Annotated in this window: 31 protein-coding genes; 12 read left to right on the top strand and 19 right to left on the bottom strand. The window is 62.2% G+C overall.

The features are described from left to right. Positions 1-49: 49 nt before the first annotated feature. From pspG to AB5Y53_RS01490, 4 genes are all read right to left on the bottom strand, one after another. Positions 50-268 carry an envelope stress response protein PspG gene (gene pspG, locus AB5Y53_RS01505; RefSeq protein ID WP_368181011.1) on the bottom strand — a complete coding sequence of 73 codons (219 nt, stop codon included), beginning with the start codon at positions 266-268 and terminating at the stop codon, positions 50-52. A 47-nt stretch (positions 269-315) separates the two neighbouring features. Beyond that, positions 316-522, bottom strand: coding sequence for a PspC domain-containing protein (locus tag AB5Y53_RS01500; RefSeq protein WP_010672796.1), 207 nt, complete (start codon positions 520-522; stop codon positions 316-318). A gap of 2 nt (positions 523-524) precedes the next feature. Next, the gene (pspA, locus tag AB5Y53_RS01495; protein WP_010672795.1) at positions 525-1,187 is read right to left on the bottom strand and encodes a phage shock protein PspA; all 663 of its coding nucleotides are present in this window, start codon (positions 1,185-1,187) and stop codon (positions 525-527) included. Positions 1,188-1,394: 207 nt separating this feature from the next. Then, complete coding sequence (locus AB5Y53_RS01490; RefSeq protein WP_039039739.1) at positions 1,395-2,123, bottom strand: 1-acylglycerol-3-phosphate O-acyltransferase; 729 nt, start codon at positions 2,121-2,123, stop codon at positions 1,395-1,397. 163 nt (positions 2,124-2,286) lie between these two features. Here AB5Y53_RS01490 and AB5Y53_RS01485 point away from each other — a divergent pair, with 163 nt between their 5' ends. The 4 genes from AB5Y53_RS01485 to AB5Y53_RS01470 are packed head-to-tail and all read left to right on the top strand — an operon-like array spanning position 2,287 to position 6,043. Then, complete coding sequence (locus AB5Y53_RS01485; protein WP_103244692.1) at positions 2,287-2,667, top strand: hypothetical protein; 381 nt, start codon at positions 2,287-2,289, stop codon at positions 2,665-2,667. A gap of 54 nt (positions 2,668-2,721) precedes the next feature. Beyond that, complete coding sequence (locus AB5Y53_RS01480) at positions 2,722-4,764, top strand: protein-disulfide reductase DsbD family protein (RefSeq protein ID WP_368181010.1); 2,043 nt, start codon at positions 2,722-2,724, stop codon at positions 4,762-4,764. Between the two features lie 10 nt (positions 4,765-4,774). Beyond that, a complete protein-coding gene (locus AB5Y53_RS01475; protein ID WP_010672791.1) occupies positions 4,775-5,515 on the top strand; it encodes a DsbA family protein in 741 nt (246 codons plus the stop codon). A gap of 3 nt (positions 5,516-5,518) precedes the next feature. Continuing rightward, a complete protein-coding gene (locus AB5Y53_RS01470) occupies positions 5,519-6,043 on the top strand; it encodes a protein disulfide oxidoreductase (protein ID WP_104451938.1) in 525 nt (174 codons plus the stop codon). 76 nt (positions 6,044-6,119) lie between these two features. On the opposite strand, the gene AB5Y53_RS01465 is transcribed toward AB5Y53_RS01470, so the two are convergent. Next, complete coding sequence (locus AB5Y53_RS01465) at positions 6,120-6,530, bottom strand: EF-hand domain-containing protein (protein WP_041212307.1); 411 nt, start codon at positions 6,528-6,530, stop codon at positions 6,120-6,122. Positions 6,531-6,796: 266 nt separating this feature from the next. Here AB5Y53_RS01465 and AB5Y53_RS01460 point away from each other — a divergent pair, with 266 nt between their 5' ends. Genes AB5Y53_RS01460 through AB5Y53_RS01445 form a run of 4 tightly spaced genes read left to right on the top strand, consistent with a single transcriptional unit; the run spans position 6,797 to position 9,341 of the window. After that, positions 6,797-7,081, top strand: coding sequence for a DnaJ domain-containing protein (locus AB5Y53_RS01460; RefSeq protein ID WP_024943298.1), 285 nt, complete (start codon positions 6,797-6,799; stop codon positions 7,079-7,081). 23 nt (positions 7,082-7,104) lie between these two features. Further along, positions 7,105-7,647 carry a hypothetical protein gene (locus tag AB5Y53_RS01455; protein ID WP_045523116.1) on the top strand — a complete coding sequence of 181 codons (543 nt, stop codon included), beginning with the start codon at positions 7,105-7,107 and terminating at the stop codon, positions 7,645-7,647. A 12-nt stretch (positions 7,648-7,659) separates the two neighbouring features. Next, positions 7,660-8,427, top strand: coding sequence for a hypothetical protein (locus AB5Y53_RS01450; protein ID WP_010672787.1), 768 nt, complete (start codon positions 7,660-7,662; stop codon positions 8,425-8,427). An 11-nt stretch (positions 8,428-8,438) separates the two neighbouring features. Continuing rightward, positions 8,439-9,341: a hypothetical protein gene (locus AB5Y53_RS01445; protein WP_368181009.1), complete on the top strand. Its 903-nt coding sequence runs from the start codon at positions 8,439-8,441 to the stop codon at positions 9,339-9,341. An 85-nt stretch (positions 9,342-9,426) separates the two neighbouring features. Here the strand turns inward: AB5Y53_RS01445 and AB5Y53_RS01440 are convergent, their stop codons facing one another. Beyond that, on the bottom strand, positions 9,427-9,750 hold the full coding sequence (locus tag AB5Y53_RS01440; RefSeq protein ID WP_045523112.1) for a hypothetical protein: 324 nt from the start codon (positions 9,748-9,750) through the stop codon (positions 9,427-9,429). Between the two features lie 247 nt (positions 9,751-9,997). Between AB5Y53_RS01440 and AB5Y53_RS01435 the strand changes: the two genes are divergently transcribed. The 3 genes from AB5Y53_RS01435 (at position 9,998) to AB5Y53_RS01425 (ending at position 11,679) form a co-directional block, all read left to right on the top strand. Then, on the top strand, positions 9,998-10,249 hold the full coding sequence (locus AB5Y53_RS01435; RefSeq protein ID WP_039039818.1) for a hypothetical protein: 252 nt from the start codon (positions 9,998-10,000) through the stop codon (positions 10,247-10,249). A gap of 148 nt (positions 10,250-10,397) precedes the next feature. After that, on the top strand, positions 10,398-10,772 hold the full coding sequence (locus AB5Y53_RS01430) for a hypothetical protein (protein WP_368181008.1): 375 nt from the start codon (positions 10,398-10,400) through the stop codon (positions 10,770-10,772). Positions 10,773-10,881: 109 nt separating this feature from the next. Next, a complete protein-coding gene (locus AB5Y53_RS01425; protein WP_368181007.1) occupies positions 10,882-11,679 on the top strand; it encodes a CPBP family intramembrane glutamic endopeptidase in 798 nt (265 codons plus the stop codon). A gap of 95 nt (positions 11,680-11,774) precedes the next feature. Here AB5Y53_RS01425 and AB5Y53_RS01420 read toward each other — a convergent pair whose 3' ends face one another. Beyond that, positions 11,775-11,987: a hypothetical protein gene (locus AB5Y53_RS01420; RefSeq protein WP_368181006.1), complete on the bottom strand. Its 213-nt coding sequence runs from the start codon at positions 11,985-11,987 to the stop codon at positions 11,775-11,777. A 402-nt stretch (positions 11,988-12,389) separates the two neighbouring features. Here AB5Y53_RS01420 and AB5Y53_RS01415 point away from each other — a divergent pair, with 402 nt between their 5' ends. Beyond that, entirely contained in the window at positions 12,390-12,764 is a 375-nt protein-coding gene (locus tag AB5Y53_RS01415) for a hypothetical protein (protein WP_368181005.1), read from the top strand. Positions 12,765-13,040: 276 nt separating this feature from the next. On the opposite strand, the gene AB5Y53_RS01410 is transcribed toward AB5Y53_RS01415, so the two are convergent. The 12 genes from AB5Y53_RS01410 to AB5Y53_RS01355 form a co-directional block, all read right to left on the bottom strand. Continuing rightward, on the bottom strand, positions 13,041-13,652 hold the full coding sequence (locus tag AB5Y53_RS01410; RefSeq protein ID WP_368181004.1) for a hypothetical protein: 612 nt from the start codon (positions 13,650-13,652) through the stop codon (positions 13,041-13,043). After that, on the bottom strand, positions 13,627-14,115 hold the full coding sequence (locus AB5Y53_RS01405; RefSeq protein ID WP_368181003.1) for a DUF4062 domain-containing protein: 489 nt from the start codon (positions 14,113-14,115) through the stop codon (positions 13,627-13,629). The genes AB5Y53_RS01410 and AB5Y53_RS01405 overlap by 26 nt, the downstream gene beginning before the upstream one ends. A gap of 69 nt (positions 14,116-14,184) precedes the next feature. Then, positions 14,185-16,476: a DNA topoisomerase IV subunit A gene (gene parC, locus AB5Y53_RS01400; protein ID WP_368181002.1), complete on the bottom strand. Its 2,292-nt coding sequence runs from the start codon at positions 16,474-16,476 to the stop codon at positions 14,185-14,187. A 254-nt stretch (positions 16,477-16,730) separates the two neighbouring features. Further along, positions 16,731-18,641, bottom strand: a complete 1,911-nt coding sequence (parE, locus tag AB5Y53_RS01395) for a DNA topoisomerase IV subunit B (protein WP_042015440.1) — start codon at positions 18,639-18,641, stop codon at positions 16,731-16,733. Between the two features lie 113 nt (positions 18,642-18,754). Further along, on the bottom strand, positions 18,755-20,758 hold the full coding sequence (locus tag AB5Y53_RS01390; RefSeq protein ID WP_368181001.1) for an FUSC family protein: 2,004 nt from the start codon (positions 20,756-20,758) through the stop codon (positions 18,755-18,757). Position 20,759: 1 nt separating this feature from the next. After that, positions 20,760-21,626 (bottom strand): efflux RND transporter periplasmic adaptor subunit, encoded by an 867-nt coding sequence (locus AB5Y53_RS01385; protein WP_368181000.1) that lies wholly within the window; start codon positions 21,624-21,626, stop codon positions 20,760-20,762. Further along, positions 21,619-21,861, bottom strand: coding sequence for a DUF1656 domain-containing protein (locus tag AB5Y53_RS01380; protein WP_042865381.1), 243 nt, complete (start codon positions 21,859-21,861; stop codon positions 21,619-21,621). The genes AB5Y53_RS01385 and AB5Y53_RS01380 overlap by 8 nt, the downstream gene beginning before the upstream one ends. 171 nt (positions 21,862-22,032) lie before the next feature. Further along, on the bottom strand, positions 22,033-22,437 hold the full coding sequence (locus AB5Y53_RS01375; RefSeq protein WP_039039754.1) for a GFA family protein: 405 nt from the start codon (positions 22,435-22,437) through the stop codon (positions 22,033-22,035). A gap of 36 nt (positions 22,438-22,473) precedes the next feature. After that, positions 22,474-23,097 (bottom strand): NUDIX hydrolase, encoded by a 624-nt coding sequence (locus tag AB5Y53_RS01370; RefSeq protein WP_368180999.1) that lies wholly within the window; start codon positions 23,095-23,097, stop codon positions 22,474-22,476. A 2-nt stretch (positions 23,098-23,099) separates the two neighbouring features. Beyond that, positions 23,100-23,687, bottom strand: a complete 588-nt coding sequence (locus AB5Y53_RS01365; RefSeq protein ID WP_069651986.1) for a YqiA/YcfP family alpha/beta fold hydrolase — start codon at positions 23,685-23,687, stop codon at positions 23,100-23,102. Positions 23,688-23,696: 9 nt separating this feature from the next. Next, on the bottom strand, positions 23,697-24,515 hold the full coding sequence (gene cpdA, locus AB5Y53_RS01360) for a 3',5'-cyclic-AMP phosphodiesterase (protein ID WP_041214382.1): 819 nt from the start codon (positions 24,513-24,515) through the stop codon (positions 23,697-23,699). Between the two features lie 27 nt (positions 24,516-24,542). Then, positions 24,543-24,989, bottom strand: coding sequence for a DUF1249 domain-containing protein (locus tag AB5Y53_RS01355; protein ID WP_039039758.1), 447 nt, complete (start codon positions 24,987-24,989; stop codon positions 24,543-24,545). Positions 24,990-25,041: the final 52 nt, after the last annotated feature.

Below are 25,041 nucleotides of genomic sequence, written 5' to 3'. Positions count from 1 at the left end.
AAAGGCCGCTGGGAACAGCGGCCAAGGAAGGATCCGATAGCAGGGAGGCTTAACGGTAGGTGTTCGACTGCTTGCGCCTGTTGCTGAGTAGCCAGCACACCACCAGCACCACCAGCAACCAGGGCGCCAGCTTGATGATGAGGGCAAACATGCCGGCCAGGGCGCCAAACAGCACGAAGACCCCGCTCACCAGCAGCATGGCCAGCACGGTGAATCCGGTCAGCGCCATGCCGATCAGCAACAGGATCAAGACGATAAATTCCAGCATGTTGTGCTCCTCACGGGCTTGCACTTGCCGACGGGGCGATCCGGAGATCACCCCAGCCAGCGTTGAAGTTCACGGCGGGGAGGCATGACGAGCACCCCCACCAGATAGAGCGCCAGGGCCAGCGGCGGCATCAGGATCAGGGCGAGCAGGGCCACCACCCGCACCGTCACTCTGGACACCCCCAGCCCTCTGGCAAGACCGGCGCAGACCCCGGTCAGCTTGCGATGGGCGAGATCCTTGGGCCAGGGTGTCATGGTTATGCCTCCACCTTCTGACCCTTGAGCCGGGCCAGCTCCCGCTCAATCTCGTCGTTCAGCTCCAGCTCGCGGAACTGGGCCTCGAGGGACGGATTCTGCCCCAGGGTCGCCGCCTCCAGCTGGGCTTCCAGCTGATCGACCCGGTTCTGGAAGCCGTCGAAGCGGGCCACCAGCTCGTGCATGCGCTGGTTGTCCACCTGGGCACGGGCGCGGATGCGGCTGTGGGCGGTCTGCTCGCGCAGGGTCAGCATCTTCTGCTTCTCCCGCGCCTCGGTCAGCTTGGCCGCCAGTCGCTCGCTGTCGGCGGTGAGCTGGGCCAGCACTTCGGCCACCCGCGCCTTGTCCTCTTCCAGCCGCTCGCACTGCTTCATCTCCGCCAGCTTCTCGGTGAGGGCGGCACGGGCCAGATCTTCGCGGCCCTTCTGGATGGCGAGTTCGGCCTTGGCTGCCCACTCCTGGATCTGGTTGCGCAGCGCCTGCTGATGGCGCTCCAACTGTTTCTGTTCGGCGATGACGCGGGCGGCCTGGGTTCTCATCTCGACCTGGACCTGCTCCATCTCCTCGATCATCAGGCGCAGCATCTTCTCCGGCTCTTCGCTCTTGTCGAGCAGGCTGTGCAGGTTGGCATTGATCACGTCGGTCAGGCGGCTGAATACGCTCATGGTCTGGCTCCTTGTTGATGGGGTATCACTCTCTTCCCATGACATTACAAGAGCCGTGCCAGAATGCTTTTTTCCTTTATTTACAATTAGATGAAAGTTAACGATGGATGTTCAACGGATACGGCGTGGTGAAAAAAACCAACAAGATGGTGATTTTCACCAATAAAAAAGGGAGCCAGCGGCTCCCTCTCTTCTCTGCAACCGGGCTCAGGCCGCCGGCCGATGGCCAAGCTTGCCATCCAGCTCCGCCAGCTTGGCTTCCATCTTCTCCCGGCAGGTGTCAGAGAGCTCGCGGATGCCGGCGGCGCCGTGCTCCTTGCTGCACACCGGGGCCATCACTTCCAGCAGCACCTCGCCGTTGTCCCAGCGGTTGAGATCGACCTGACCGAAGTAGCTGGAGCAGACGATGGGCACCACGGGCACCTCGGCCTGGACGGCAGTGTGGAAGGCCCCCGCCTTGAACGGCAGCAGACCACGCCCCTGGGAGCGGGTCCCCTCCGGGAACATCCAGATGGAAGTACCGCGATGCTTGATGCGATCCACCACCTGGCCGATGGTGCCGATGGCGCGGGAGCGGTTGGAGCGGTCGATCAGCACGTTGCCGGAGAGCCAGAAGATGAGACCGAAGAAGGGGAGCCACAGCAGGCTCTTCTTGCCCACCGCCACCACGCCGGGCTGCACGGCGCCGGTCACGGTGAAGATGTCGTAGTTGCTCTGGTGATTGCAGACGTAGACCGCAGGTCCCACCGATTTGACCTCGTCAGCCACCGTCACCCGGACCTTGAGGCCGATCAGCGGGCAGACCGCATGATACATGCGGGCGAAGACATAGACGTTGTTCGGGTGGCGCGGGCGCACCAGACAAAGCAACAGGCCGAACAGGAACCAGAAGACGAGCAGCAGTGCCAGCAGCAGCACACGGGCAAGTTTGAGCATCGAACACCTCGGAATTTGACTCGGCGCAGTATACTGGTCCCCCTTTTAGCGAACAAGCGTTCGCCAGACAGAACCGACCAGCCCCGGACGTCACCGGCCACCCCGGCTTGCCCCACCCGCCATTGCCCGCTAGGATGTGGCCATCTTGATGAACGGGGCGAGCATGATTTTGCAACAACGCGCAGCGACACGACTCCTGCTGCTGGTCTGCCTGCTGGTGCTCAATTGCGCGGCCCAGCCTCTGGCCCGCCTCGCCCTGCTCGATCACGCCGTGAGTTGCCAGACCCTGCCCCAGTTCGCCTCAGCCGACGACCAGGCCGACAAGAGTACGCCCGCCAGTGTGCAGCCCAACAGCTGCCAGCTCAACGGCAAGTGGCTGAGCGCCGCCAGTCTGCTGTGCGTGGAGCAACTCTTCTTCGCCATCGCCTTCGTGATTGCCCTGCTGGTGCCCCTGTCACGGCGCGCGCCGGCACTGCCTCCCCCCATCAATGTCTCGCCGCCGGAGCGGCGACTGCACCTCACCCTCTGCGTCTGGCGGGAATGAGTTCAGCCGCGCTTTTTCAGCCTGCTGTCACTCATTTTTTGCGAGACCCAACACATGTCGAATCTCTTCAAGGCGGCCCTGCTACTGGGCAGCCTGCTGTGGCAATCCAGCGGATTGGCCAGCGATACGGGGTGGCTCACCCGCCCCCAGAACAGTCACGCCAAGGTCAGGCTGCAAGCCGACCGCAGCGTCCCGGATCAGACCCGCATCCTGCTCGATGTCCAGCTGGAGTCAGGCTGGAAGACCTATTGGCACAGCCCGGGTGAAGGGGGCATAGCGCCCCAGATCCTGTGGGATGAGCCGGTCGGCGACTTCCAGTGGCACTGGCCCACGCCGCGTCCCTTCGAGGTGGCCGGGCTCAGCACCCAGGGCTATCAGGAGCAGGTACGCTTCCCCCTGAGCCTGGGCTACCCGGCCGGGCAGCCGCTCAAGGGCACCTTGCGCCTCTCCACCTGCAGCAATGTCTGCATCCTGACCGACTACCCCTTCACCCTGGCGGCGGATGGGCAGGCGCCGACCGGTTTCGACTTCGCCTGGGCCCGGGCCATGAGCACCCTGCCACAGACGCTGCCCGCCGACACCCGGGTCGAGCTCGGCTACCAGCACAACCAGCTGCAACTGCGGGCCGAGCGGGCGGAGGGCTGGCAGACGCCTGCGCTCTTCATCGATGCGCTGGAGGGGGCCGAGTTCGGCAAGCCCGCGCTCGAGGTAAGCGGCACCACCCTGATCGCCCGGGTGCCGGTCAGCGACGGCTGGCAGGGGGATGCCCCAGACTTGCGCGGCCAATCCCTCGGCCTGCTGCTCGGTAGCGGCGAGCAGGCCTGGCAGACCCGCGCCACCATCGCCGATCCCCTCGCCCTGCCGGCCCCGGGGCAGCCACTTCTCTGGCTGCTGGGGGCGGCGCTGCTCGGCGGTCTCATCCTCAACCTGATGCCCTGCGTGCTGCCGGTGCTGGCCCTGAAACTCGGCACCGTGTTGCAGCAGCAGGAGCGCGAACAAGGAGACGTGCGCAAGCAGTTCCTTGCCGCCAGCGCCGGGATAATCACCTCCTTCTGGGTGCTGGCAGCCATGAGCAGCCTGCTGCGCGCTACTCAAGGAGCCGTCGGCTGGGGGATCCAGTTCCAGAGCGCCGGTTTCATCGGCTTCATGGTGCTGGTCACCCTGCTGTTTTGCGCCAACCTGCTGGGCTTGTTCGAGATAAGGTTGCCCAGCAATCTCAGCACTCGCCTCGCCACCCGCGGCGGCGAGGGGCTCGGCGGTCACTTCCTGCAGGGGAGTTTCGCCACCCTGCTCGCGACCCCCTGCTCCGCCCCCTTCCTCGGCACCGCGGTGGCCTTTGCCCTGGCGGCGCCCCTCGGCCAGCTCTGGCTCATCTTCACCGCCCTAGGCCTTGGCATGAGCCTGCCCTGGCTGCTGGTGGCGGCCCTGCCGCGCCTCGCCCTCTGGCTGCCCAAACCGGGGCGCTGGATGGAGCGACTGCGCATCCTGCTCGGGCTGATGCTGCTGGGCTCCAGCCTCTGGCTGGCGAGCCTGCTTGGCAACCATCTGGGCAGCACGGCCACCGGCTGGCTGATGGCCGCCATGGTGCTGGCGCTGCTGATGGGCATCCTCTGGCGCTATGGCCTGCGCGGTTTCACGCTGGCCCTCTCTCTCTCGGCACTCATCGGCGGCGCCCTGCTGCTGGGGGGCGCCCTCACGGTGAAAGGGGGTGGCAGCGTCGATCGCATCGCCTGGCAGCCCCTATCCGAACAGGCCATCGCCGACGCCCTGGCCCAGAACAAGCGGGTCTTCGTGGATGTCACCGCCGACTGGTGCGTCACCTGCAAGGCCAACAAATACAACGTGCTGCTGCGTGACGAGGTGCAGCGCGCCCTGTCGGCCCCGGACGTGGTGGCCCTTCGCGGCGATTGGAGCCGGCCGAGCGATGCCATCTCCGCCTTCCTGCGCCAGCGCGGCGCCGCCGCCGTTCCCTTCAACCAGATTTACGGCCCGGAGTTGCCGCAGGGGGTCACGCTGTCGCCCCTGCTAGACAAGGACGATCTGCTGACCAAATTGCACAAGGCTGGCCTCGTTCAGGCCGATGCCACCCATTTCTAAGGAGAATGCCATGAGACTGCGAACCCTGACCCTCTGCACCGCCCTGGTAGCCGCCACCCTGGGCACCCCCACGCTGCACGCCGCCCCCTTCACCCCGGAGCAGGAGGCCCGCATCAAGGAGCTCATTCGCGAGACCCTGATCGCCAACCCCGGGATCCTCGACGAGGCAGCCGAATCCTGGGAGAAACAGAACGCCGCGACCCAGCAGGCCCAGATGGGTGACTTCATCAAGGGCAACCAGGATGTGCTGTTCAACAGCCCCACCAGCCCGCGCCTCGGCGCCAAGCATCCCAAGCTGACCCTGGTGCTGTTCACCGACTACAACTGCCCCTACTGCAAGCAGTTTGACCCGGCGGTCGCCAAGCTGCTCGCGGCCTATCCGGACGATCTGGGGCTGGTGATCAAGCTGCTGCCGTTCAAGGGGCAGACCTCCGCCAAGGCAGCCCAGTACAGCCTGACCCTGTGGCAACAGGATCCTGCCCGCTTCCTCCCCCTGCACGACAAGCTCATGAGCAAGCAGGGGATGCTGACCGAGACGGACATCAACAAGGCGCTGGCCGCCACCGACAACCTGACCCTCAAGCCCGCAGGCAAGGCCACCGAAGAGCTGCGCAACAGCCTGCGCATCGGCACCCTGCTCGGCGTGCAAGGCACCCCGGCGACCCTTATCGGCAACCAGCTGGTGCCGGGTGCCATTCCCTATGACGAGCTGGAGCAGCTGGTCAAAGCCGAGCTGGCCAAGCGGAGCTAAGCCATGGCCGAGGATGCAGGCATAAAGGCCCCCCGCTGGCGCCGCTGGGGCAAGGAGGCGCTCTGGCTGCTGCTGATGGCGCTCGTCATCACCATCCTGGTGGATCTGTGGCGCAGCCCCACCCTGCCGGCGGGGGCCATGGAGGCTCCCTTCACCCTGCAGGACGGCACCACCACCACGCTGGCCGAGCAGAGCCGCGGCAAGCCCCTGCTGGTCTACTACTGGGCCAGCTGGTGCGGGGTGTGCCGCTTCACCACTCCCACGGTGGAACAGCTCTGGCAGGAGGGCGAAAATGTGCTGACGGTGGCCCTGCGCTCCGGCAGCGATGAACCGTTGCGCGCCGGGATGGCGAAGAAGGGGCTGACCTTCCCCACCCACAACGACGAGTCCGGGGATCTGGCCGCCCGCTGGCAGGTGGGGGTGACGCCGACCTTCCTCGTCATCAAGGATGGGGCTCTGGTGAGCAGCACCACCGGCTGGAGCAGCGCCTGGGGGCTCAGGTTGCGGCTGCTCTGGGCAAGCTGGTAGCCCCCTTCATGCCAGAGATGCAAAGAGCCCGGTATCGCTACCGGGCTCTTTTTCATCAGAGGGCTGACAACCCGCCCTATTGGGCGGCCTCCATCGCCCGCTTCTCCAGATTGGCCTTGATGTCGAGACGCTCAGACTCCCCGATCACCCCGTCACCGTTCTTGTCCAGGCGAGAGAAGAGCGCCTCCTGCCGCGCCATGAACTGGGCCCTGGTGGTCTCCCGCGACGGCTTGAGCTGGCTCATCCGCTCCGGGACCGGCTTGCCAGCCTGTTGCATCACGCCAGCCAGCTTTGCCAGGTTGGCCTCTTTCTCGGCAACCGACAGCACGCCGTCACCGTTTTTGTCTTGAAGGGCAAAGCGCTGGGCGGCGCGCTCCATGAACTGGGCCCTGGTGACATCCCCCATCAGCGGCGAGACGGGCAATATGTCGCTGGCAGAGGCGGCACTGCCTGCCAGCGCGAGCACGAAAAACGCGGACTTGACCATGGCGATGACTCCTTGTGACGGCAGAATCCGGATGGTTCGGACAAGAGGGGGTCGGGCAACGCCGGGGCCTGCAGCCCCCTCTGCCAGTGTAGCCCCGCCGCCATCTCGCACCGCCCGCTCTTTTCGTACAGAAAGACCGCACTTTCATGGCAGAGGCGCCGGCTTTCCGTTAAAATCTCCGGTTTTTGCCGAGCCTGGTTTGCCGACATTGCGCCACCAGGTCGACACAGGATGAATTCCACCATGCCAGTGAGGCAGGATCCGTCATGAACAACTACTTCCGGGTGTTGGGCGTCAAGTCCAACGCCAGTGAAAACGACATCAAAAAAGCCTATCGACGGCTGTCGAACCAGTACCACCCCGACAAGCTGCACGGGGCGAGCGAAGAAGAGAAAGAGCAGGCAGCCGCCCGGCTGCACCAGGTAAAGCAGGCTTATGAAGTGCTGTCCGATCCGAAACAGCGGGCCGCCTTTATCAAGGATTTCAACAACGTCATCGTGACCGATCCCGCTGCTGCCATGCAGGAGATGTGGGACCAGTTCTACCCCTGAGCCACCAGGCAAGAAGAGCGACTATGCAAAAAAAATGGGACCAGGCACGGCTCAAGGCCCTGCAAAGCGATGCCAGCGAGAACATCGAATCCTACCGGGATCAGGACGACCCCAAGGGGCTCGAGCAGTTCACCGACCAGATGAAGGCCCTGCTGCTGGCCGACATGAGCATGCTGGAGTTCATGCCCGAATACCTGCCGCTCGCCCTCTATGGCCGGGTGCAGTTCCCGGCCAAGGCCAAGTCGCAGTGGAACAAGTGGCTCGCCAGCGGTGAGCAGCCCTCCTGGGACGAGTTCAAGGTGAGCGTCGGCTTCAACAACGCCATCCTGCCGCTGGTCAAGGCGGTGCGGGCACAGAGCGAAGATCAGCTGATGGAGGCCTGCGCCGTGCTGTTCCTCCTGGACAACCCGCTGCCCCGCGGCAGCCACCGCGGTGATGACGATTACGAGCTGCGGGACGAAGAAGAGGAAGACGGGGAAGATGCCGACGCCGACTACCACGGCGGCAGTGACCGCTATGGTGATGACGACGGCGATCAGGATATGTACGACGAAGTCCGTTTCTAATTGGGGCAAGGCATGAGCAACAGTCTGATAGAAATTACCGCCATCGAGATCAAAGAGCTGGCCGTCATCGAGCCGAAGCAGGCCAGCGAGAAGTTCGAGCTGATCGCCAAGACCATGTCTGACGACCAGCTAGCAGAAGTGATTGAAAACATTGATATCGTTACCCTGACCCAGATCAACGGCCAGCACGACATCTCCTTCCCTTCCATCATCTCCGAGCTGATGACCCCGGAGCGGATCCGCGACATCGTCTGCCAGCAGCCCCTCTACTGGGAAGAGGCGATCAAGAACAACGCCGACGAACTGCAACAGCACACCTTCGACTTCCTCAACTACCTGATCCGCACCCAGGAGAGCGAAGCCAAGCAGCGGGAGATCCTCGAGTGCGTGGCCGAGGATCCGGCCGGTCTCTTCTACCTCGCCATCCCCTTCATCGAGTTCTATCGCGGCGATCGCTATGAAGAGGACGAAGGCTATCGCGACGTGCTGCACGCCGAAGAGGAAGATCTCGAAGAATCCCTGCGCTACAGCGAGCGCCAGCAGGCCGAAGACAGCCACGACTATGCGCTGGACGACCCGCGCAGCCTCTTGATGCTCATTCGCGAGCTGGCCCCCGAGGTGGAAAAATCCATCAAGTCGCTGCTGCGCAACGAGCACTCCACCTGGGACGGCATCATCAACAAGTTTGCCGCCGAGCTGGTGATGCAGGCCAAAGAGAAGAACAAGGTCGAGGAAGACGAGTACGGTGACGTCGACGACATGTTCAGCTTTCTGGATTAAGGAGCCCATTCATGCAGTTAGTCATTCGCGATGCCAACCAGGGCCCCTTTCTGACCCAGGTGCTGCGCTTTGGCCGCGACAATGAACGGCTGAGCGAGCAACAGCTGGCCGCCATCAAGGGCAAGGCGGTGCTGATGAGCCTCAAATTCGCAGACAAGTACTACAACAAGTACAAGATGCACCTGCTGGAGCAGGCCGCCCACGACGTCATCGGCGTGGTGAGCTTAGGGTTGCAGGAGCTATCCCAGCGGGATCCGGCCAAGGCGCTGGCCCTGCTGCAGGCGCCGGAAGGCCCCATCAAGCCGTTCCAGAAGGGCTGGTCCATGCTCATCACCGTCAGCCCCAAGCAGGCTGGCAACAGCCTCTACGGTGACGTGGATGCGCGGCTCTTGGACAAGATCTCGAGCCCCCCCGATGTGGAGGAGTGGCAAGGGTGGCAGGAGTACGAGAAGGCGCTGACCGAACACAACAAGAGCCGCCTGATGGAGCTCATCGACCAGCACTTCTTCGCCTGCGAGAGCGACCACCCCACCATGGAGGACAAACTGGCCGAGGCGCTGCTCTACCGCATCCTCTGCGGCAAGGGCAGTGGCGCCGCCCCCCTCAGGGTGAAGCAGGATCTCAAGCGCAAACTGGCGCGGGAGATTGAGCTCGACGAGGGCTGGTACGACACCGACTACCTCGCCGCCCAGCTCACCCTGATGCTGAGCGCGTTGCCCGCCGACATGGCCGCCGCCCTGCGTCAGGAGCTGAGCCCGGGCTTTGTGCCCAACCTGCTGCATACCCTGGGGTTTGTGCGTCAGTACCAGCAGTTGCAAAAAGAGGACGCCTCGCCGGAGAAGCTCGACAACATGGAGATGCGCGCCGGGATCCGCCACCCCCTGCTCGGCTGGCCCCTCTACCACGACTTCTGATGACGGGCTTTCCCCTTCACGCTGTTACAACGCCCGGCTTGCCGGGCGTTGTCATTTTTGCAGCTCGCAGATGGCGGCGCCGACCCTATCGGGCAATGGTCCACATGGCGCTCTGCATCCCGGTCTCCCGAAAATCGATCACCACGGGATAGTCGTTGCCACAGCCCGTCACCGTCCAGCGCTCCTGCCAGTGGCGACTGCCCGGCTCCCCCTCGGGAAGTTGCAACACCACGGGCACGAAGCGCTCCGGCGCGTCACACCCCTTGGTGGCCACCCAGGATGCGACCCCCACCATGGCATCCCGGATCAGCTGCTGATTGGCCAGGGTACCTTCCTGCACGGGTTCACTCGGACTGGCCTCGGCCTGGCACACCAGGGGAAAAAGCAACAGCAGGGCACAGGGTCTCATCGCACCTCCAGAGGGGTCAGTCAAAAAGTGGTTCGTTCGGGGCTTTCATCATGACCCGAAACGGCGCCTGACAAAAGAGACCACCAGGGGGGAAGCAGGCGCAGGATCCGGGGCGCGGTGGCGTGCACGCAAGGCGGACTACCTCCTAAGCGTCATTGGCCCACATTTTGTCAGGGATATAATGACTCCCCCATACAAGCCGCCGGGGAGCCAGACCGTGAGCAGAAAGCCGGACCGCATGACCGCCATGCAGCAGATCATCGACGCCGTGAAGGCGGAATTTCCGCTCTATCAACCGGATACCTTCAAATGCGGGCCGGACAACACCTGCATCGGCTGCCCCAAGAAGCTGATGGAGCTGGTGGATACGGACCTCTGCTACTGGCAATATCAGATCGATCGCGGCATCCCGCCCAGCTTCGACGAGCTCAACCGCTTCGGCAAGATGTGCAAGAATATCCGCCGGGCTCTGGTGCGCAATGGCCGCATTCCCGCCTGACGAAAAGTAATATGCTGCCTTCATCGGCTTTTTGTGATGGTTTTATCCACCAGAATGAATCACCACCTCATTTTATGTCGCAGCACACCTTGTTCACCGCCTACCGTGCTGATGGCCGACGCAGGTTCATTGCCCCAAGGAGCACAATATGACTCAGAACAGCATCCAGACCCGCTACACGCTGGTTCCCGCCCTTGCCAGCGCCACCGAGCTGGAGCAGGCCATCGCCCGGGCCATCGAGGCCAACAAGCAGGACTTCTTCCCCCTGCTGGAGCGGCTGGTGGATGTGGGTGACAGCCGGGTCAAGCTCAGCCAGAAGGATCCCCTGCGGGTGCTGGGGGTGGAACTCGACGAGGCTCGCACCGGCGGCACTGCCCGCCTCGGCTACGAATCCAACTTTTCCGAGAGCTGCCGCCTTATCGACGAATACGACCAGCACCAGACCAGCGTGGCCTTCACCCTCGACGGGGATCAGCTTGTTTTCGATCTTGAGCTGCCCATCGAGTGGAACTTCGACAACTGATTGGCGGCGGTGCCATTCCCCTGGCGTGTTGTAGCCAGCGGCGCCCCTTTCCCCCCTTTCTGGTGTAGGGTTGTCTGCACAGCAACGGATAGACATCTCGAGGATCACCATGGGTGAGCATCAACCTTCAGCAATGCCGGTATTGAATGACAGTGAGCGCCTCGGGCTCGAGCGCAAGAGAGCCGGGGATTTCCCCCTCTATCGCCAGGATCCTCACACCCCGTCTGCCCGTGGCTGGGCTCTCATCCTGCTGGGGGTCATCCTGGGGTTTGCAGCACTCTCCGCCCCCATCGACTTTTTCAAGACCACCTCAGGGGGCTTTGTGCCCGCACTCCTGTTCCCTCTCATTCCTCTGGCCGTGCTCGCCATGGTGGCGGAAAAAGGGTGGCGCTCACTGTTTCGAACGCCGACGCGGCGGGATTGTCTCTTGATGCTGGCGATTACCGGCATCAACATACTGGTCTCAATCGCCGTTGCCATGGCCATGCAGCACCTGTTCCAGCTGAATGCAAACCCGGTCAACGCCATGCTGGCAGAGGCGTCCAATACGGCGCGTATCCTCTTTTATCTCAAGACGGCGCCCCAGCTCTTCGGCGAGGAGGTGATCTCCATCCTGCCTTTTCTGGCCATCCTCTGGTGTTGTTACCAGAAGCTCGGCCTGACCCGCAAGTCCGCCATCCTCATCGCCTGGCTATCGACGGCTCTAATCTTCGGAGCCCTGCACCTGCCCACTTATGACTGGAATTTTCTGCAATGTTTTCTGGTGATCGGCACGGCCCGCATCGTGCTGCTGAGTGGCTACATCATCACCAAAAACATCTGGGTATCGACCGGCGCGCACATCATCAACGACTGGCTGCTGTTTACCGGCATGGTGCTGCTGCATGGTGCCCAGGCCGGGGTATGATCACAAGAAAGGAGCCCTGCCGGCTCCTTTTTCCATTATCCAGCCCATAGAAAAGGCGAGGCCCTTGCCTCGCCTTCGCCTGCATCGGATGGGCATCAGGTGAGATAGTAGCGCCACGACCTGCTCGGCTCTGCATAGCCGACCCGGATGCAGAAAGGGGCAAGCTCGTGATTGGCCTGCTCCAAGCTGAGGGTCTGGTGGGCATCCTCCCGACACCACTGCACGAACTCGTCACTGTTGAAGCTGTAGTGATCCCCGTGAAAGGCCCCGTGGGCCTCGATAAGCCCGATGGCTTTCTCCGTATCCATGTCTGGCCTCCTGGCACTGTGCTGCTCCCTTCAAGGTTAGCGAGTAGGGGCAACTTGCGGGGGCCTAATCCGCCACTTACTTGACCTGCGGCAATTGGCAAAGGGGAGAGCAAGCCACTACAGCAGAAGCCATCGACCAGTAACAGAGCCTTAAATAAAACAGAGGCAAGTAGGGTCGATTGGCGAAGCGTCATCGGCCGCACCGGTTATCCGGTCGCGAGCAGGCAAAAGAGAAAGGACGTAGGGTGCAATAAGCGAAGCGCATTGCACCGGCAATACAGGGGTGATAAATAGCGGTGCAATTCACATTGTTCATTGCACCCTACTTGCTGCCGAGCGTGAACAGGAGCCAGCACGGCCGGAGCCATCCCCGTCACAGGCAACACCCGAGAGGAGCAGACCATGACCCAGGAAAGGATACAGACCCGCTACAAGCTGGCAGGCCCCCTTGCCAGCCGCGCCGAGCTGGAGCAGGCCATCGCCCGGGCGATAGAAGCCCACAAGCACGACTTCTTCCCCCTGCTGGAGCGGCTGGTGGACGTGGGAGACAGCCGGGTCAAGCTCAGCCAGAAAGACCCGCTGCGGGTAGTGAAGGTGGAACTCGACGATGCTCGCACCGGAGGCAGTGCACGCCTTAACTACGAATCCAACTTCGCCGAGAGCTGCCAGCTTATCGACGAATACGATCAGCACCAGACCAGTGTGGCATTTACCCTCGAGGGGGAGCAGCTTGTTTTCGATCTTGAGCTGCCCATCGAGTGGAATTTCGATAACTAAGATGCTGCGGTGCAATTCACCTTGTTGATTGCACCCAACAATTACCTCCCCTCACCCTGCCCTCTCCCAAGGGGAGAGGGGACATATCGCACCACTCTAGTACTCTTGCTGTCTTCAGCTAAACCACGCATCCCCCCTTATGTCGCCGCCAGCCGGTATATCTACGACCAGCACTCCCTTCTCCCCTCGCGGGAGAAGGGTTGGGGATGAGGGGGATGTTGCTTGGACTTCTTTTCTGATTACGCTTCGCTAATCAAACCTACGGCCCTACAAGTTTCATGAGAAAAATGTTTTTAATTTTGAAAACATTTTCAGAACATTTAATCTTTGTTCTTCATTAAGGTTACACAGTCCATTCCTATACAGATAATCTGCTTCACGTTGATATTTGTTTTCTGGCTCAATATCTAGCCCTGTATAATACCTGTCGCCTTCAAAATCTTCATAATCAATCAGCTCTGAAGGAATACGATATTCAACACCACCAGTTTCATCCACTTTTTCTAGCAGAGTGATAGATTTCAAATACTCATGCCACATCATTTTTTTAGGGTCTATTTTTGATAAAGCAATTAAATCATCTTCAGTTTCCGCATTAACCACTCCAGGATAACATTCAGATACATATTCAACAAGAAAGCTTTTCGCCATTGAATTTGCTTGTATTAAATCAATTTCAGTTGGTGCATTTTTCTTATCAACAGACATATAAAGTGATGTTACCAGAGCTTCCAGCTTATCTGTTGTGATAACTAGAGCGTCAACCGATTTGGATGTATGGTTTATTTGTTTCGATATCTCTCTATTTTTTAAAAAATCAAAGAACATAGCTGCCCATTGCTTACGCAGGTGGTTTTCTATATCACCTGCCAACTCGAAAAGGTTCATAGGCATTATTCACAGATGCTTTACGTACATGATTAATAAAACCAAATATATTTAAAGCATCCTTTTTTTGCTCGATAGCAGGGAATGTCAGTTCTGCGATAAATGATTTGTCTTTATTTTCCTGATAAAGATGATGATTATCTAAAACATTTCTTTTAATATAGGTAAAGACAGGGATGTTAGCTTTAACTGCTGCATCATACTCTGCGTTAGTTATCGACTTAGATTTATCATAAACATATTTCCCACCAAATCTCCCACCAATTATCAAAAGAAAAACCTGACAATTTGACACTTCATTTATACACGCTTCGTGTGTATGTAAATCAGGATGATAGAATACATCTCCGTTTTCACTTAAAACAGGCTCAAATCCGAAACTCTTTATAAATGTGCAAAGAGAATCTCTAATTTGCTGTAGATCAAAACATGTTGAGCTAATAAAAACTTTAGGTTTTGCCATATGAAACCTCTGCTTTTAAATTCCATCTTAATTTTTAAAAATAAAGTGGCTTTCACCACTTTATTTTTATCAAGCTAGTTCTTCCCCGGCTGCCGACTCGGCGCCGACGACGGTTTCAATCTCGATACGATCCACCCGCTGCAAGCCGCGGGGCAGCTTGGCGCCACGGCGGCCGCGCTCGCCGCGGTAGTAGTCGAGATCAGACGGCTTGAGGGTCAGCTTGCGCTTGCCGGCAAACAGGGTGACCGACTGGCCTTGCGGGATGACGGCGGCCATCACCACAAACTCCTCCCGCGCCTTCACGCGCGCCGACGGGATGCTGATGAGCTTGTTGCCCTTGCCCTTGCCGAGTACCGGCAGGGTATTGAGCGGGAACAGCAGCATGCGCCCCTCGTTGGAGATGGCCATGCAGAGATCGGTGTCCGGCGCGCCTATCCTCTGGGGCGCCATGACGATGCCCCCTTCCGGCACGGTGAGCAGCGCCTTGCCGTTCTTGTTCTTACCGATCAGGTCGTCATATTTGCAGACGAAGCCGTAACCGGCGTCAGAACAGATCAGATACGGCTCGCCCTCGTTGCCCATCACCAGATGACGCACCTCTTCACCGGCCCCCAGCGCGAAGCGACCGGTGAGCGGCTCGCCCTGACTGCGGGCGGAGGGCAGAGTGTGCGCCTCCAGGGAGTAGGTTCTCCCCAGGGTGGAGAGGAACACCGCCTGCTGGTTGCTGCGGCCATGGGCGTGGGCGAGGTAGTTGTCCCCCGCCTTGTAGGAGAGGCCCTCCACATCCACGTCGTGGCCCTTGGCGGCGCGCACCCAGCCCTTGTCGGAGAGGATCACGGTCACCGGCTCACTCGGGGTGAGCTCCTTCTCGGTCAGGGCCACGGCGGTGGCGCGCTCCACCAGCGGGGTGCGGCGATCGTCGCCGTACTTCTCGGCGTCCGCCAGGATCTCTTTCTTCAGCAATGTGCTGAGACGGCGCTCGGAACCCAGGATCAGTTCCAGCTTGTCGCGCTCTTCGGCCAGTTCATTCTGCTCGGCGCGCAGCTTGAACTCTTCGAGCTTGGCCAGGTGGCGCAGTTTGAGCTCGAGGATCGCCTCGGCCTGGGTCTCGCTGATGTTGAAGCGCTCCATCATCACCCGGCCCGGCTCCTCCTCGGTGCGGATGATCTCGATCACCTCGTCGATGTTGAGGTAGGCAATGAGCAAGCCTTCGAGGATGTGCAGGCGAGCCAGCACCTTGTCGAGACGATACTGCAGGCGGCGGCGCACCGTCTCACGGCGAAAACTCAACCACTCGGTGAGGATGGTCTTGAGGTCTTTCACCTGGGGTCGGTTGTCCAGACCCAGGATGTTGAGGTTGACCCGGTAGTTCTTCTCCAAGTCCGTGGTGGCGAACAGGTGGGCCATCAGCCCCTCCACGTCCACCCGGTTGGAGCGCGGCACGATCACCAGACGGGTCGGATTCTCATGGTCCGATTCATCCCGCAGATCGGTCACCATGGGCAGCTTCTTCGCCACCATCTGGGCGGCGATCTGCTCCATGATCTTGGCGCCTGAGGCCTGATGGGGCAGCGCCGTGATGACGATGTCGCCATCCTCTTCGCTCCACACCGCTCGCTGTTTGATGGAGCCCTTGCCGGTCTCGTAGATTTTGCGGATGTCATCGCGGGGCGTGATGATCTCGGCATTGGTCGGGTAGTCCGGACCCTGCACATGGGCCATCAGATCGTTCAAACCGGCGTTGGGATTATCTAGTAGCGCCACGCAGGCGTGGGCCACTTCGCGGGCGTTGTGGGGCGGGATATCGGTCGCCATCCCCACCGCGATGCCGGTCACCCCGTTGAGCAGGATGTGGGGCAGGCGGGCGGGCAGCACCACAGGCTCCTTCATGGTGCCGTCGAAGTTCGGCGTCCACTCCACCGTGCCCTGGCCGAGCTCGGAGAGCAGCAGTTCGGAGAAGCGCGACAGCCGCGCCTCGGTATAACGCATGGCGGCGAAGGATTTGGGATCGTCCGGCGCACCCCAGTTGCCCTGACCGTCCACCAGCGGGTAGCGGTAGGAGAAGGGCTGGGCCATCAGCACCATGGCTTCGTAACAGGCGCTGTCGCCGTGGGGGTGATATTTACCCAGCACGTCACCCACGGTACGGGCGGACTTCTTGTGCTTGGACAGCGCCGACAGACCCAGCTCGCTCATGGCGTAGATGATGCGCCGCTGCACCGGTTTGAGGCCGTCCCCGATGTGCGGCAAGGCCCGATCCATGATGACGTACATGGAGTAGTTCAAGTAAGCCTGTTCGGTAAAGGTGCGCATTGGCTGGCGCTCTACCCCGTCCAGACTGAGCTCGATGGCATCACTCATGTGATTATCTCTTTCGGTTCGGGAGCTGGTTGGCGCTCTACTTCATCCAACAGACTGAGCTCGATAGCATCACTCATATGTTTTTCTCTTGCTATGGCGCGCCCCTGGAGGGCACGCCGGAAATGCGGGTCGGCAGGGGGCCGACGGTGAATCACAAGCCCCCCTCCCAACCTCCCCCTCCATGAGGGGGAGGAGAGGCTTGGCCCCCTCCCCTTGCGAAGGGGAGGGCCGGGGTGGGGTACTTGCGACTCGCTTTAGATGATGGCGAGGTTGCCCTTCTCTTCCAGCCATTCACGGCGATCACCGGCGCGCTTCTTGGCCAGCAGCATGTCCATCAGTTGCAGGGTCTCGTCCCCATCTTCCCCTTCTGCCCCCCCTTCCGCGCCCATGGTGAGCTGCACCAGGCGGCGGGTGTTAGGATCCATGGTGGTTTCCCGCAACTGTTTGGGGTTCATCTCACCCAGCCCCTTGAATCGGGTCACCATCACCTTGCCCTTCTTCTTCTCGGCTTCGACCCGTTGCAGCACGCCGTTCTTCTCGTCCTCGTCGAGGGCGTAGAAGACCTCCTTGCCGATGTCGATCCGGTAGAGGGGCGGCATGGCCACATAGACATGGCCCTTTTCCACCAGCGTGCGGAAGTGCTTCACAAAGAGGGCGCAGAGCAGGGTGGCGATGTGCAGACCGTCCGAGTCCGCATCCGCCAGGATGCACACCTTGCCGTAGCGCAGGCCGGAGAGATCGTCGGAATCCGGGTCGAGCCCGATGGCCACCGAGATGTCGTGTACTTCTTGCGAGGCGAGCACCTGACCGGCCTCCACCTCCCAGGTGTTCAGGATCTTGCCGCGCAGGGGCATGATGGCCTGGAATTCGCGGTCGCGCGCCTGCTTGGCACTGCCGCCCGCGGAGTCACCCTCCACCAGGAAGAGCTCCCCCTGCATGGGATCGGCGCAGCCGCAGTCGGTCAGTTTGCCGGGCAGGGCCGGGCCCTGCGTTATCTTCTTGCGCACCACCGTCTTGGCGGCGCGCATCCGGCGCTGGGCGCTGGAGATGCAGAGCTCCGCCAGCTGTTCGGCCAGCTCGGTGTTGCTGTTCAAGTAAAGGCTGAAGGCATCCTTCACCACGCCCGACACGAAGGCCGAGCTCTGGCGGGACGACAGTCGCTCCTTGGTCTGGCCGGCAAACTGCGGGTCCTGCATCTTGATGGAGAGGATGTAGGCGCAGCGATCCCAGATGTCTTCCGGGGTCAGCTTGACCCCGCGGGGCAAGAGGTTGCGGAACTCGCAGAACTCACGCATGGCGTCGAGCAGCCCCTGGCGCAGGCCGTTGACATGGGTGCCACCGAGCGCGGTGGGAATGAGGTTCACATAGGATTCGGCGAGGCATTCGCCCCCTTCCGGCAACCAGCACAGGGCCCAGTCCACCGCCGACTGCTCGGAGCTGAAAGAGCCGACGAAGGGCTGCTCCGGCAGGCAGGTGAACTGCTTGACCGCATCGATGAGGTAATCCTTGAGGCCGTCTTCGTAGCACCACTCCAACTTGATGCCGGTGTTCTTGTCGAGGAACTTGATGGTGAGGCCCGGGCAGAGCACGGCCTTGGCTTTGAGCAGGTGCTCGAGCTTGGAGACCGAGAAGCGCGGCGAATCGAAGTAGCGCGCCTCTGGCCAGAAGCGCACCCGGGTACCGGTGTTGCGGCGTCCGCAGGTGCCGGTGATGGTCAGATCAGACACCTTGTCGCCCCGCTCGAAGGCGATGTCATAGACCTGGCCGTCCCGGCGCACCGTCACCTCGACCCGATCGGAGAGGGCGTTCACCACGGAGATCCCCACCCCGTGCAAGCCGCCGGAGAACTGATAGTTCTTGTTGGAGAACTTGCCCCCCGCGTGCAGCTTGCAGAGGATCAGCTCCACGCCGGAGACCCCTTCCTCCGGGTGGATGTCCACCGGCATGCCGCGACCGTCGTCGATCACCTCGAGGGACTGATCCTCGTGCAGGATCACCTCCAGATTGCGGGCGTGACCCGCCAGCGCCTCGTCGACGCTGTTGTCGATGACCTCCTGGCCGAGGTGATTGGGCCGGGTGGTGTCGGTGTACATGCCGGGGCGGCGACGCACCGGTTCAAGGCCATTGAGGACCTCAATGGCATCCGCATTGTATTGAGTGGACATGGAGGGCCTTGCGAATTGACGTTTGGGGGGAATCTTACTCGCTGGGAGGGCCCGGGACAAATGGGGCGCTCGCAAAGGGTGATCCAGAGGGGCTCCGGCCTCCCCGCCCGGGATCAGGCGGGTTCCCCGGGCAGGGCCTGCACAAGCTGGGAGAGGGAGCAGTGGAGTCGCCACACCAGCCCCGCCAGTGCCCGGGCCGCCGGGTCTGCATGTTCCCCCAGCCCCTGGCTGATGCGGTCCAGCTCCGCCAGGGTGCGCCCCAGGGTCTCGTGCTGCACGCCCCCTTCGGTCAGAATGCCTTTCAGGCAGCGCAGACAGCCGTCCCGCACCAGATAGAGGGCCGGATCCCGGCTGCGCCAGAGCCTGAGCTGCCAGACGATGTGGCTGCAATTGAGCAGCACCACGCCCCAGCGCAGCACCCAGAGCCGGGCCCCCTGATCCTGACTCTGGCTGAGCTGGCTCACCGCGTGATAGACCCGGGATTCAAATTCCCCCTCGCTCTGATGTGGGGCCGGGGCCAGCTGGTCCACGAAATCCCGCCGCAGACGATGCATCAGGCGGCGGCTCTTGCGCCGATCCGAGCTGGGCCTCAGGAGCTGGAACGCCAGCCCTGCGCTCATCACCCCCAGTGCCTGCGCGAGGCTGCTGTTGACGAAGGCGAGGTAGTCGTAGCTCGGCGGATTGGTGATGGCGAGGAAGGAGCCGAGCAGCACGATGAGCTGGCCCCAGAGCGCCGCCCCCTGGGGTCGCTGCAATTTCAGCAGTTGCAGGGTGATGAGAGCGGGGAACAGCAGGGCGCAGAAGATCCAGAAGTCGTCGATGCGGATCATCAGCCCGAACTTGACCCCGAAGCAGATAAAGCTGAGCAGCACGATGGCCTTGAGCATGGTCTGGGCCCCCTTGGCCGGGGCCGGGGTGGCGGAATAGAGCACGCAGCAGATGGCGAGCAGGGTCAGGGCCGCAGCGCCCGCATCCCACTGGCTGTGGATCCAGAAGGTGCAGCCCAGCATCACGCAGAGGAAGGTACGCCCCCCGTTGTAGGCCGCCTCCAGGCCGTCGGTGTGGCTGGTCAGAGAGCTGTGGCGCGGCGGCGCCGGCCACTCCTGGCCATCGTGGCGGGCCAGCCTTTCCAGCCAGCGCTGACACTCCAGGTAGCTCCAGCAGAAGTGGCGCAGCCGCAGCCAGAAGGCCTGGCAGCGATAATCGTCCCCCGAACGGGCCACGAAGGGCGCCATCAGGCGGGCGATGCGCAGCTTGTCGCAGCCCCCCTGTCCCAGCTCCCGCAGCACGGCGGCCAGCATGGGGGCCGGGTCGACGGCGTCCTCTGGCCAGTGTTGCAGCATGCGGCGCAGCCCCGAGATGAGGCTGACCATCCTCAGCTGGCGATGGAGCAGATAGTTCAGCAACTGGTTGTGGCGGCGCAGGCGGTGGTGGCTCCAGACTGCCTGGATGCGCAGCACGTTCAGGGTGAGGATCTGACCGATCACCCCCTCGTGGGCGGTGCGCACATCGGCGCCCGTCTCCCCGAGCCAGAGCAGCTGGGCATGTTCCAGCAGCCGGGTCTGGCTCTTGCCAAGGGAGCCCAGCAGGGTCTCGCCATCGGAGAAACTCGGCAGGATCATCATCATCAGGCCGCCGCAGAGGATGCCGACGATCACCTCGCTCACCCGGGCCTGGGCGATGTCGAAGATATGCTGCGGGTCGGTCAGGTTGACGCAGGAGAAGGCGATGATGGCGGCGGTATAGCCCGCCAGGGCGAAACCGTAGGAGACGTTGTTCTGATGGTGGTTGGAGATGTAGGTGCAACCCCCCAGCCAGAGGGCGATAAGCAGGCTGAAGAGCCAGGGATCACCGATGCCAAGGCCGGTGATCATCACCGCCGCCATGGCGCCGATGAGGCTGCCCACCACCCGCCCCAAGCTCTTGCTGATGACGCCCCCCACGGTGGGAAAGCTCACCACTGCGGCGGAGGTCATGGCCCAGTAGGGAGAGTCGAGTTGCAGCACGAACGCCAGCCAGAGCGACAGGCACATGGCCAGAGCATTGCGCAGGGCGTAGCGCCACTGTCCGCCGTTGGCCTTGCCCCAGGGGGTCTGGCGCCAGAGCGAGGGGATCACTCTAGTCCCCTATGGTGATGGTACAGGTCGTGCCCGCGATCAAGACCAGATCCGGGGGAATCGCCAGCAGCCTGATCCGCACCGGCACCCGCTGGGCCAGGCGCACCCAGGGCACGTTCGGCTTGACGTCGAGCAGCAGCCCCTCGCTGCCTTCCAGGCTCTGATCGTGAATGGCGCGCTCTATGCTTTCCACCTCCCCCCTGAGTACCCGATCCCCGCTGTAGAGCACCACCTCGGCCGGTTTGCCGGGGGCGATGTGCCTGAGCTTGGTCTCTTCGAAATAGCCCTGCACATAGAAGGAGTGGGTGTCTATCAGGGCCACCAGGGGCACCCCGGCGGTGGCGTAGTTGCCGACCCTGGCCTGCAGGTTGGTGATGTAGCCGTCGCTCGCAGCATGGACCTCGGTCCGGGCAAGGGACCATCTGGCCTGCTCCAGATTGGCCTGGGCCACCTCATAAGCCGCCTTCATCGCCTGGGCATTGAGCCTGGATTCATCCACCGCCTCGGCGGAGATGACGGTGCGGGAGAGACTCTGGCGACGGTTCGCCTCGTGCTCCGCCTTGTCGAGATCCGACCTGGCCTTGGCCAGGGCCGCGCTGGCGTTGTCCAGCGCGATGCGATAGGGCTCGGGATCCAGAGTGAAGAGCAGGTCCCCCGCCTTCACCAGCTGGTTGTCCTTGACCCCTATCCTGACGATCTTGCCCGACACCTGGGGCGTGATGCTGACCAGCTCGGCCCGCACCTTGCCATCCCGGGTCCAGGGACCCTGCATGTAGTCGTTCCACAGCCACCAGAGCGACACCAGCGCCAGGGCAAAGACCAGCAGGGTGGAGAAGTATTTGAGGGTCGCAAGGGGTGATTTAGCCATGTAGCAATATCCATAGGGCGCCGCTGACGGCGAGGATGAAGAGGGAAAGATCCATCAGCAGGGGGTGCCAGACGTCCCCACCGTAGAGCCAGTCCCGCAGCAGATGGTGCAGCGGCAGCCAGCCCAGCAGGCCGAGCAGCACGGCCTTGAACAGGGGCGGAAAGTAGAGCGAGGCCCCGAGGATCAGGTCCGGCAGCGCTGAAGCAGTCGTCACGGGTGTGCCCCCTGTTGGCAGAGATGGAATGAAGAGAGAGGCCGGGGTCCGCCGGGAGACGGACAGGGCAAGGTTAACACAGCCATGGCGGGGGCTACACAAGCAGATGACCCCCTGAGGTGTCGTCACGGGAGTGGCACGACAACACCTCGCCCGTCCTCCCCGCCACCCGTCGGGGCAGTCACCTCGCGTTCAATCGGCTACGGTATCTGCCGGGTGATGCACCCCGTCGCGGGTCGGCACCTCTCCCAGATCGAACGGGTTGACCCCCTCCAGACAGGCGAGGTTGTAGCCATATTCCGCCGGATTGGATCGGCGCTGGTGATGGGTGTAGATGCCGCAGACGCTGCAGAAGTAGTGTTTCGCGGTGCGGGTGTTGAACTGGTAGCAGCGAAGCGCCGCCTCCCCTTGCAGGATGCGGATGCCGGACAGCGGCACCGAGGCGACGATGGCCCCTCGCCGCCGACAGAAGGAGCAGTCGCAGCGGCGCGGATCCACCACGCCATCCGGCAGGGTCAGCTCCAGCACCACGGCGCCGCAGTGGCAGCTCGCCTTGTGTTTCTTCTGGATGGGGGTATTGCCGATGCGTGTGATCATGCTGCCTCCTTGCCGCAGTGTCAGGCTGCGAACCGGTTAATCGAACAGGGTATCCCCCCGCCCCTGCGACAGATGGTCATGCAGGGTGCGCAACTGGGACGCCACCACCCGGTGGCGGGAGAGTTCGGGCAAGGCGTCGATGGGGAAGTACCCCGCCCCTTTGGTTTCATCGGTGTCGGTAAGCAGAACGCCCCCCGTCACCTCGCACAGGAAGAACGCCTTGTGGGCGTGGGGCAGCTGCGGGGGATGGGGGTGCTTGAGCTTGTCGAACAGGGCCAGCAGTTGCACCGCCCGACAGGCGAGGCCGGTCTCCTCGCTCACTTCCCGCACCACGGCGTCCGCAGGCGAATCGCCGATGTCGCACCAGCCCCCCGGCAGGGTCCAGCAACCGTCACTGCGCTCCTGCACCAGCAGGACATGGCCCGCGTCGTTCTGAATGAAGGCCCGCACATCGAGCTTGGGGGTGGGATAGCCGCTATCGAGGGCAATCCAGTCGCCGATGGCATCGGGAGCCAGCTCGCTCTGGCTGGCGATGAGCGTCACCGTGGCCGCTCGCAGCGCCTCGAAGCGGGCGATGTCGAAGGGATCCCGGGAGTAGGTGAGCCCCGCCTGGGCCGTGGCCAGCACCTGTTCGAGGAAGGCGGCCAACGGCAGTTGCATGGCTAGAGCCCGAGGAAACGGACGATCTGGGCGGGGTAGCGCTCGAAGCCTGTGAAGGCGTGATCGCCGCCACACTCCAGGGAGAGACGGGCAAAGCGGTATTCGTCCAGCGCCTTGCGATAGTCGAGCACCTCGTCCTCCTGCTGTTGCAGCACCCAGAGCCGCTCGGGAGCAGTCACCGGCACCGCCAGCGCTCTCAGCTCGTCCATGTGTCCGGGCAACAGTTCATAGCGTTCGCCGCTGTAGGGGTTGGTCTGGGGGCCGAGGTAGTCGCAGAGCAGCTCGTGGGGGCGCACCGCCGGGTTGATGAGGGCGGCGTGGCAACCGTACATCTCGCTCACTCTCGTGGCCATGAAGCCACCGAGGGAGCTGCCCACGGCGCCCAGTCGCAGGGCGCTGCCGTGGCGGGCCTTCAGGTCGGCGATGGCCTGCTCGATGGCCGCCCAGGCGGCCGCCGGGGTGTTGGGCTGGGCCGGGATCACCACCTCGATATCGGGCCTGTTCTCTGCCACCCAGGCCGCCATCTGCTGCGCCTTGGCCGAGCCGGGGGATGAATTGAAACCGTGCAGGTAGAGGAGTACGGGCTTCATGGCAACGCCTCAGTAACCGGTGGCATTGGGGTCGGGCACGAACTGTCCCAGCGGCAGGCGCCACACCTGACTCGCCACCCGGCCATCCGGGTGCAGGGTGAGATAGCGCCAGCCCGGGCCGGATTCGTCCAGTGCGAAACCGTCGGAGAGCGGCTTGAACTGGATGCAGGTAGAGGGGCTGGCGATGAGCCGCACTCCGTGGTGCACCTCATCAAACTCCTGATGGACGTGGCCGAACAGTATGGTCTTCTGCTGCGGGTGGCGGGCCAGCACGGCGAACAGGTCGTCGGCATTCTTGAGGTTGTGCTGATCCAGCCAGGCGCAGCCCACCGGCACCGCCTGATGGTGCAGGGCGATGAGGGCATGGCGCTCGGGATGCTGGCGCAGGGCCTGATCCAGGGCCGCCAGCTGGTGATCCCCCAGCACCCCGTGGGGTTTGCCGCGCACCTGGGTATCCAGCAGGATCACCTGCCAGTGCTCGCCTACCAGCTGCTTGGCCTCGCTGATGCCGGCCGCATGGAGGTATTCGGTCATCAGGGGGCCGTCGTCGTGGTTGCCGGGCAACCAGTAGATGGGGCGAGCCAGGGGCGCCATCATGGAGGCGAAGCGCTGGTAGGACTCCGGGCTGTGATCCTGGGAAAGATCCCCGGTGGCGAGGATGAGATCGAACGGGTGCTCGTTGGCCTGCACCCGCTCCAGCACGGCGGCCAGACTCTGCGCCGTGGGCACGGCCAGCAGCCGCCCCTCGGCACTGGCGAAGAGATGGGTATCGGTAATCTGTAACAGGCGCACACTGCCGTCCGGCGCCTGAGGTAGCTCTGTTTCCAAAATCACGCTTCTTTTTTATGGGTTCGACTAGAGGATGTTAATCAGGCTGGTGCCGTGTTTGAGACAAAATCTCAACCAATCGGCCAAGAATAGATTTACCTGCTCCTTTTCATCCCTGTGATGCATTTTTTGATTGGGATAATCATAACGTGGTTGCAACATTGAAATCTGTTGCGCCGCACACACTTCCGCCATTCGCACATCATGATACAAACGAATCTCTATCCGGGCTTGCAAGTAGCTCGGCAATTCGGGGTTGTGCTGGGCCAGGATCACCTGGCTGGTGAAGCGGCTCTCCTCGGTCACCGTGAGCTGGAACTGCAGGCCGTTGCCGACCTGATAGCGGCGCTCGGCACCCACGCTGCCGCCAGGCGGCAACAGTTTCATCAGCGCCATGTAATTGACCTCGCAGGTACGCTGCAAGGACATCAAATCAGGCACATAGCGCTTCATCGGGCTCTGGACTAATGACATGTCGCGGCTCCCTCAATCAGGGTCCATGAAGGGTGGACCCACTGCACAGTGT

The sequence above is a fragment of the Aeromonas sp. R7-5 genome, from assembly GCF_040908015.1.
GTDB classification, from domain to species: Bacteria; Pseudomonadota; Gammaproteobacteria; order Enterobacterales; family Aeromonadaceae; genus Aeromonas; species Aeromonas caviae.
The sequence above is the reverse complement of the archived record's forward strand: the minus strand, read 5'-3'. Positions and strand labels throughout refer to the sequence as shown.

Coding starts and splice junctions, on each gene's coding strand:
- pspG (WP_368181011.1), bottom strand. CDS start 268: ATGCTGGAATTTATCGTCTTGATCCTGTTGCTGATCGGCATGGCGCTG.
- AB5Y53_RS01500 (WP_010672796.1), bottom strand. CDS start 522: ATGACACCCTGGCCCAAGGATCTCGCCCATCGCAAGCTGACCGGGGTC.
- pspA (WP_010672795.1), bottom strand. CDS start 1,187: ATGAGCGTATTCAGCCGCCTGACCGACGTGATCAATGCCAACCTGCAC.
- AB5Y53_RS01490 (WP_039039739.1), bottom strand. CDS start 2,123: ATGCTCAAACTTGCCCGTGTGCTGCTGCTGGCACTGCTGCTCGTCTTC.
- AB5Y53_RS01485 (WP_103244692.1), top strand. CDS start 2,287: ATGATTTTGCAACAACGCGCAGCGACACGACTCCTGCTGCTGGTCTGC.
- AB5Y53_RS01480 (WP_368181010.1), top strand. CDS start 2,722: ATGTCGAATCTCTTCAAGGCGGCCCTGCTACTGGGCAGCCTGCTGTGG.
- AB5Y53_RS01475 (WP_010672791.1), top strand. CDS start 4,775: ATGAGACTGCGAACCCTGACCCTCTGCACCGCCCTGGTAGCCGCCACC.
- AB5Y53_RS01470 (WP_104451938.1), top strand. CDS start 5,519: ATGGCCGAGGATGCAGGCATAAAGGCCCCCCGCTGGCGCCGCTGGGGC.
- AB5Y53_RS01465 (WP_041212307.1), bottom strand. CDS start 6,530: ATGGTCAAGTCCGCGTTTTTCGTGCTCGCGCTGGCAGGCAGTGCCGCC.
- AB5Y53_RS01460 (WP_024943298.1), top strand. CDS start 6,797: ATGAACAACTACTTCCGGGTGTTGGGCGTCAAGTCCAACGCCAGTGAA.
- AB5Y53_RS01455 (WP_045523116.1), top strand. CDS start 7,105: ATGCAAAAAAAATGGGACCAGGCACGGCTCAAGGCCCTGCAAAGCGAT.
- AB5Y53_RS01450 (WP_010672787.1), top strand. CDS start 7,660: ATGAGCAACAGTCTGATAGAAATTACCGCCATCGAGATCAAAGAGCTG.
- AB5Y53_RS01445 (WP_368181009.1), top strand. CDS start 8,439: ATGCAGTTAGTCATTCGCGATGCCAACCAGGGCCCCTTTCTGACCCAG.
- AB5Y53_RS01440 (WP_045523112.1), bottom strand. CDS start 9,750: ATGAGACCCTGTGCCCTGCTGTTGCTTTTTCCCCTGGTGTGCCAGGCC.
- AB5Y53_RS01435 (WP_039039818.1), top strand. CDS start 9,998: ATGCAGCAGATCATCGACGCCGTGAAGGCGGAATTTCCGCTCTATCAA.
- AB5Y53_RS01430 (WP_368181008.1), top strand. CDS start 10,398: ATGACTCAGAACAGCATCCAGACCCGCTACACGCTGGTTCCCGCCCTT.
- AB5Y53_RS01425 (WP_368181007.1), top strand. CDS start 10,882: ATGGGTGAGCATCAACCTTCAGCAATGCCGGTATTGAATGACAGTGAG.
- AB5Y53_RS01420 (WP_368181006.1), bottom strand. CDS start 11,987: ATGGATACGGAGAAAGCCATCGGGCTTATCGAGGCCCACGGGGCCTTT.
- AB5Y53_RS01415 (WP_368181005.1), top strand. CDS start 12,390: ATGACCCAGGAAAGGATACAGACCCGCTACAAGCTGGCAGGCCCCCTT.
- AB5Y53_RS01410 (WP_368181004.1), bottom strand. CDS start 13,652: ATGAACCTTTTCGAGTTGGCAGGTGATATAGAAAACCACCTGCGTAAG.
- AB5Y53_RS01405 (WP_368181003.1), bottom strand. CDS start 14,115: ATGGCAAAACCTAAAGTTTTTATTAGCTCAACATGTTTTGATCTACAG.
- parC (WP_368181002.1), bottom strand. CDS start 16,476: ATGAGTGATGCCATCGAGCTCAGTCTGGACGGGGTAGAGCGCCAGCCA.
- parE (WP_042015440.1), bottom strand. CDS start 18,641: ATGTCCACTCAATACAATGCGGATGCCATTGAGGTCCTCAATGGCCTT.
- AB5Y53_RS01385 (WP_368181000.1), bottom strand. CDS start 21,626: ATGGCTAAATCACCCCTTGCGACCCTCAAATACTTCTCCACCCTGCTG.
- AB5Y53_RS01375 (WP_039039754.1), bottom strand. CDS start 22,437: ATGATCACACGCATCGGCAATACCCCCATCCAGAAGAAACACAAGGCG.
- AB5Y53_RS01370 (WP_368180999.1), bottom strand. CDS start 23,097: ATGCAACTGCCGTTGGCCGCCTTCCTCGAACAGGTGCTGGCCACGGCC.
- AB5Y53_RS01365 (WP_069651986.1), bottom strand. CDS start 23,687: ATGAAGCCCGTACTCCTCTACCTGCACGGTTTCAATTCATCCCCCGGC.
- AB5Y53_RS01355 (WP_039039758.1), bottom strand. CDS start 24,989: ATGTCATTAGTCCAGAGCCCGATGAAGCGCTATGTGCCTGATTTGATG.